This window comes from uncultured Pseudophaeobacter sp. (assembly GCA_905479575.1).
Classification (GTDB): Bacteria; Pseudomonadota; Alphaproteobacteria; order Rhodobacterales; family Rhodobacteraceae; genus Pseudophaeobacter.
The window spans coordinates 24,389-30,905 of sequence record CAJQNB010000030.1 but is presented as its reverse complement, the minus strand read 5'-3'; the positions used below and the strand labels follow the sequence as shown (position 1 = coordinate 30,905).

Genomic DNA, 6,517 nt, shown 5'->3' with positions numbered 1-6,517 from the left:
CGGCCTCGTCGATCACATCGATTGCCTTGTCTGGCAATTTACGGTCGTTGATGTAACGCGCCGAAAGCTCGACAGCCATTTTTATGGCGTCGGACGTGTATTTGATCGCGTGGTGATCCTCGAAGTAGGGCTTGAGACCCTTGAGGATTTTCACTGTGTCTTCGACCGTCGGCTCATTCACATCAATTTTCTGGAACCGACGGGAGAGCGCGCGATCCTTCTCAAAATGCTGGCGGAACTCTTTGTAGGTGGTGGAGCCCATGGTGCGCAGCTTGCCGCCCTGTAGCGCAGGTTTCAGCAGGTTAGAGGCATCCATGGCACCGCCAGAGGTGGCACCAGCGCCAATCACCGTGTGGATTTCATCAATGAAGAGCACGCCATCGGGATGATCTTCCAGTTCTGTTACCACTGCTTTGAGACGCTCCTCAAAGTCGCCGCGATAGCGGGTGCCGGCCAGCAGCGCCCCCATGTCGAGCGAAAAGATTGTGGTTTCGGCCAGAACCTTGGGGACTTCGCCCTGAACGATCTTGCGCGCCAGACCTTCGGCAATGGCGGTTTTGCCAACACCGGGATCCCCCACCAACAGCGGGTTGTTCTTGCGGCGGCGGCACAGCACCTGGATGCAGCGCTCCACCTCATGGCTGCGGCCGATCAGCGGATCAATGTCGCCTTCGCGGGATTTGGCGTTGAGATCGACGCAGTATTTATCCAGCGCGCTTTCTTTTTTGTCGCCTTCGCCGGGCGGGGGAGAGCCCATGGCCTCCTCTTCGCTTTCGGGGGCGCCAGTGACCGGGCGGGATTCGCCAAAGGCGGGATCCTTGGCCACGCCATGGGCAATGAAATTCACCGCGTCATAGCGGGTCATATCCTGATCCTGCAGGAAGTAGGCCGCGTCGCTCTCGCGTTCTGCAAAGATCGCGACCAAAACGTTGGCCCCGGTGACTTCGGTGCGGCCAGAGCTTTGCACGTGGATGGCGGCGCGCTGAATAACCCGCTGGAAGGCTGCTGTCGGGACCGCTTCGGATCCATCAACATCCGTCACCAGATTGGCGAGATCTTCGTCAACAAATTCAATCAGCGAAGCGCGCAGCTGACCCAGCTCAACACCACAGGCGCGCATGACGCGGGCAGCTTCTGGTTCTTCGATCAAAGCCAGCAGCAGGTGTTCCAGCGTGGCAAACTCATGGCGCCGCTCATTCGCCAGCGCGAGCGCGGCGTGAATGGCTTGTTCTAGTGTGCTCGAGAATGAAGGCACGGGCGTGCTCCTCTGTTCTTGGGTTGACCGGGGCATCGGCTTTCTGCCTCTTCCCCGTGCATCAACCATGTCCTCATAGTATTAGAGTTTGGTTGATAGAGCGGCAGCTTCAAGGACTTTCTTTCAAATTTGGGTCACATTTCTTTTTAAAGCGGTTGAATTGCACCCGGCCCTTGAAGGCTCAAACCGTGGTCGCGGGGGCTAGAACGTGTCCTTCCTGTGACGAATTTCTGCAAAAACATCCGCGTTTCCAGCGCCTTCCATGCCGATGGCTGATTTGACTTTATCCAGATGAGCCCGCAAAAACGGATTTGTGTCCAGTTCCAGCTGCAATCGCGACGGAACAGTGGCTTCGCCTTTGGCGCGTTTTTTTGTGATTTCATCAACGCGCAGCTGCAAGGCGGCATTGTCAGGCTCAATTGTAACCGCAAAACGGGCGTTGGACTGGGTGTATTCATGGCCAGAGTAAACCATGGTCTGCGGCGGCAGTGCCATCAGACGGTTGAGACTGTCCCACATCATGTCTGGCGTGCCTTCAAACAGGCGACCACAGCCAAGCGCCATCAGGCTGTCTGCGGTAAAGACAGCCTGGCTCTCGGGCAGGAAAAAGGCGATGTGCCCAATGGTGTGGCCCGAGACATCCAGCACCTGGACCTCTTCGCCAAACAATTCAAAGCGGGCGCCATAGTCCAGCGCATGGTCCAGCGGTGGCAGGCGGTGGGTGTCCGGTTTGGCGCCATAGACCTTGGCGCCATAGCTGCGGCGCAGCTCGTCCACGCCGTCGATGTGATCATAGTGGTGGTGGGTCAGCAGGATCGCATCCAAGCCCCAGCCACGGGTGCTCAGCGCTGTTTTCACCGCGGCTGCTTCCGGCGCATCCACCAAAGCGGTCTGACCGCTCTTGGCATCGTGCAGCAGATAGGCATAGTTGTCCGAGAGACAGGGCAGGGTAATGATTTCCAGGGGCATGGTTTTTCGCCTCACCATTGTTACACTGCGCATAGATTGGCCCAAGCAGCAGGCACCCGCAATGCATCTTGATGTTCAGGATCTTAGGAATTTTTATTACCGCAGTACTCTGGGCCGTGCGGCGCAGGCCTCGGTGCGGAACCGATTGTTGGAGCTCTGGCCAGAGGCCGCAGGGCAGACCGTCGCGGGGTTTGGCTTTGCCGCCCCCTTGATGCGGCCCTATCTGGCTGAGGCGCGCCGGGTCATTGCCTTGATGCCAGGGCCCCAAGGGGTGATGCAGTGGCCTGCAGGCATGCCCAATGTGTCGGTCCTGTGTGAAGAGACCAGCTGGCCGATCGAAACGGGGCGGGTGGATCGCCTGGTGGTAATGCATGGGCTGGAGACCTCGGAGCGGCCATCCCAGTTGCTGGAGGAATGTCGCCGGGTTCTGGGACCAGGGGGGCGGGCGATCTTTGTGGTGCCCAACCGGGCCGGGTTCTGGGCGCGGTCTGACAAGACTCCCTTTGGCTATGGACGCCCCTATACGCTTATCCAGCTTGAAAACCAGCTGCGCCTGCATGAGTTCACCATCGAACGCCATGCCGCTGCGCTATATCGGATGCCAAGCCAGAAACGGTTCTGGCTCAAGTCGGGTGCCCTGTTTGAGCGGGTCGGGCGGCGGTTGCCAACGATGTTGGCGGGGGGCGTGTTTATGGTCGAGGTCAGCAAACAGACCCACCCGCAACATGGGCATATGACCAAGGTCAAGCGTGCCAATCCGATCCGGGTTCTTGAGGGGTTGTCGAATCCCTTGCCAGACCCCGCCTGAGCTGCCCCTGTATTAGCCGACCCCTGTATTTGCCTGCCCGCATGAAATCCTGCGCCTGGCGAATAATGGCCCACCCAATCCGGGGCAGGCTTGCGCCGGTCGAGGGGCGCTTGCCGCGGGAGGAAGAGCGGTGCGAAGATGATTCTGTGTGTAACTTTTTGTAACGGAGGCTTGAATGCTGGCAGCATCCGGCAGGACTATCGGGGGCAATAGTGTCGTTTTTACGCAGTCAGGAATCGTAAATTGCTGCCGTAACGTAGATAAAAATGCTTTTGTTTAGAGGGGCAAACAGCCGCAGTTTGGCTAACTGTCTGAAAACATTGAAGTCACGGAATTCACCCTAGGGGCTATAGACAGTTGATAGGTTGCTAAGGCTCTGTTACATCCACGCTGATTTTAACGCCCTGCCGCTTTTGGTGGGGCTTGCTCACGCCCCCGGACGCCGTCTGCTCGCAGACATGCCAACCGGGGCCAAATGTCGGAAGGGTGGACGTGTCCGAACCAGCTTCGATTTCAGCAGGCATTGCTGCGCGCTATGCCACTGCGGTCTTTGAGATCGCCGAAGAAAGCAAGGCGCTCGATAGCCTTGAAACCAGCATCAATGATCTGGCAGCTGCCCTGGCTGACAGTGACGACCTGCAAAACCTGATCAGCTCTCCGCTGATTTCTCGGGATGAGCAGGGTGCCGCGATTGCGGCAGTTGCGGATAAAATGGGCCTGGCGCCCGTTCTGCGCAATACTCTGGCTCTGATGGCGCAAAAGCGCCGTCTGTTTGTGGTTCCAGCGCTGATCTCCGCTCTGCGGGATCGTCTGGCTGAGGCCCGCGGTGAAGTGACCGCCGAGGTCGTTTCTGCCAAGGCGCTGACCAAGACCCAGAGCGAAAAGCTGGCCAAAACTTTGGCAGAGCGCGTAGGCAAAAAGATTACCATCAATGCAACCGTCGATGATAGCATCATTGGCGGTCTCGTCGTTAAAGTGGGCTCAAAGATGATCGATAGCTCGATCCGCTCCAAGCTCAACTCCCTACAGAATGCAATGAAAGAGGTCGGATAAATGGGTATCCAAGCAGCAGAAATTTCTGCGATCCTAAAAGACCAGATCAATAATTTTGGTCAGGAAGCCGAGGTGGCTGAAATTGGTCGCGTGCTGAGCGTTGGCGATGGTATCGCCCGCGTCTACGGTCTCGACAATGTTCAGGCTGGTGAAATGGTCGAATTCCCTGGTGGAATTATGGGCATGGCGCTGAACCTGGAGGCCGATAACGTTGGTATCGTTATCTTTGGCTCCGACCGCGACATCAAAGAAGGTGACACTGTTAAGCGCACCAACTCGATCGTGGACGTTCCCGTTGGCCCCGAACTGCTGGGTCGCGTTGTTGACGGTCTGGGTAACCCCCTGGACGGCAAAGGCCCGATCAACGCTGCAAAGCGTGGCGTTGCCGATGTCAAAGCACCAGGCATTATCCCACGTAAATCGGTTCACGAGCCGATGGCGACAGGCCTGAAATCTGTTGATGCGATGATCCCCGTTGGCCGTGGCCAGCGTGAGCTGATCATTGGTGACCGTCAGACTGGTAAAACAGCCATCGCGCTGGACACCATGCTGAACCAGAAATCCTACAACGATGCAGCAGGCGACGATGAGTCGAAGAAACTGTACTGCGTTTACGTCGCGATTGGTCAAAAGCGTTCGACTGTTGCTCAGCTGGTGAAAAAGCTGGAAGAAGCCGGCGCGATGGAATATTCGATCGTGGTTGCTGCAACCGCGTCCGATCCTGCGCCTCTGCAGTTCCTGGCCCCCTATGCGGCCACCGCGATGGCGGAATACTTCCGTGACAGCGGCAAGCACGGTCTGATCATCTATGATGACCTTTCCAAGCAGGCTGTTGCCTATCGTCAGATGTCGCTGCTGCTGCGTCGTCCGCCCGGACGTGAAGCCTATCCTGGTGACGTTTTCTATCTGCACTCCCGCCTGCTGGAACGTTCGGCCAAGCTGAACGAAGACTTCGGCGCTGGCTCCCTGACGGCTCTGCCCGTTATTGAGACCCAGGGTGGTGACGTTTCCGCCTTTATTCCAACCAACGTGATCTCGATCACCGATGGTCAGATCTTCCTGGAAACCGAACTGTTCTACCAGGGCATCCGTCCTGCTGTGAACACCGGTCTGTCGGTTTCGCGTGTTGGCTCCTCGGCCCAGACAAACTCGATGAAGTCTGTTGCGGGTCCGGTGAAACTGGAACTGGCTCAGTACCGCGAAATGGCGGCCTTTGCACAGTTTGGGTCTGACCTTGACGCCGCCACTCAGCAGCTGCTGAACCGTGGTGCCCGTCTGACCGAGCTGATGAAGCAGGCGCAGTATTCGCCGCTGACCAACGCAGAAATCGTTTGCGTGATCTTCGCCGGCACCCAAGGCTACCTCGACAAGATCGACGTAAAGTCCGTGGGCCGCTATGAAGAAGGCATGCTGGCGCATCTGCGTGGCAAGCACGCTGATCTGCTCGAGTGGATTTCGACCGAAGATCCAAAGATCAAGGGCGATGCCGCCGACAAAATCAAAGCAGCGCTGGACGAATTCGCCGCAGATTTCGCTTAAGGGGATAAGGCAATGCCAAATCTCAAGGACCTGAAAAACAGGATCGCGAGTGTCAAAAGCACTCGTAAGATCACAAAAGCCATGCAAATGGTGGCCGCGGCGAAACTTCGCCGCGCCCAGGAAGCTGCTGAAGATTCACGTCCCTACACCAAGCGGTTCAACGCCGTTATGGCGGGGCTTGCCTCTTCTGTTGGTGGCAGCGATAGCGCGCCAAAACTGCTGCGCGGCACCGGTAGCGATCAGGTTCAACTGCTTGTTGTCCTGACCGCTGAGCGGGGCCTGTGTGGTGGCTTTAACGCCAATATCGCCAAACTGGCGCGCCAAAAGGCGCAGGAGCTGAAAGCGGCTGGCAAAACGGTCAAGATCCTGACCGTTGGTAAAAAGGGCCGCGACGCGCTGCGTCGCGATCTGGCTGATGATTTTATCGGCCACGTGGACCTGAGCGAAGTTAAGCGCATCGGCTATGCCAACGCGCAGGACATCGCAAAGGATATCCTGACCCGCTTTGACGCTGGTGAATTTGATGTTGCGACTCTGTTCTTTGCAGAGTTCGTCAACGTCGTGACCCAGGTGCCAACAGCGCAGCAGATCATTCCGGCCTCTTACGAGGGCGGTGCCGCTGAAGAGACATCCGCGGCCGTTTACGACTACGAGCCCAGCGAAGAGGCGATCCTTGCCGACCTGCTGCCCCGTGGCGTATCGACCCAGATCTTTTCGGCGCTGCTGGAAAATGGTGCATCCGAACAGGGTGCCCGGATGAGTGCGATGGATAACGCCACCCGTAACGCTGGCGAGATGATCGACAAGCTGACCATCGAGTTCAACCGCTCGCGTCAGGCCGTCATCACCAACGAGCTGATTGAAATCATTTCGGGCGCTGAGGCGCTCTAAGA

The 6,517-nt window shown here is 57.5% G+C and carries 6 protein-coding genes; 4 read left to right on the top strand and 2 right to left on the bottom strand.

The features are described 5' to 3' along the window. On the bottom strand, positions 1-1,255 hold a 1,255-nt coding region (locus QZ268_RS09720; RefSeq protein WP_295451592.1), incomplete at its 3' end, for an AAA family ATPase. 201 nt (positions 1,256-1,456) lie between these two features. Then, positions 1,457-2,224 (bottom strand): hydroxyacylglutathione hydrolase, encoded by a 768-nt coding sequence (gene gloB / locus QZ268_RS09715; RefSeq protein WP_295451591.1) that lies wholly within the window; start codon positions 2,222-2,224, stop codon positions 1,457-1,459. Positions 2,225-2,285: 61 nt separating this feature from the next. On the opposite strand from gloB, the gene QZ268_RS09710 reads away from it, so the two are divergent. From QZ268_RS09710 to QZ268_RS09695, 4 genes are all read left to right on the top strand, one after another. Next, a complete protein-coding gene (locus QZ268_RS09710) occupies positions 2,286-3,032 on the top strand; it encodes a methyltransferase domain-containing protein (protein ID WP_295451588.1) in 747 nt (248 codons plus the stop codon). Between the two features lie 492 nt (positions 3,033-3,524). Beyond that, complete coding sequence (locus tag QZ268_RS09705) at positions 3,525-4,085, top strand: F0F1 ATP synthase subunit delta (RefSeq protein WP_295451585.1); 561 nt, start codon at positions 3,525-3,527, stop codon at positions 4,083-4,085. Continuing rightward, complete coding sequence (atpA, locus tag QZ268_RS09700) at positions 4,086-5,624, top strand: F0F1 ATP synthase subunit alpha (protein WP_295451583.1); 1,539 nt, start codon at positions 4,086-4,088, stop codon at positions 5,622-5,624. It abuts the gene before it with no gap. 12 nt (positions 5,625-5,636) lie between these two features. Continuing rightward, complete coding sequence (locus QZ268_RS09695; protein ID WP_295451581.1) at positions 5,637-6,515, top strand: F0F1 ATP synthase subunit gamma; 879 nt, start codon at positions 5,637-5,639, stop codon at positions 6,513-6,515. The last annotated feature ends 2 nt before the right edge of the window (positions 6,516-6,517 follow it).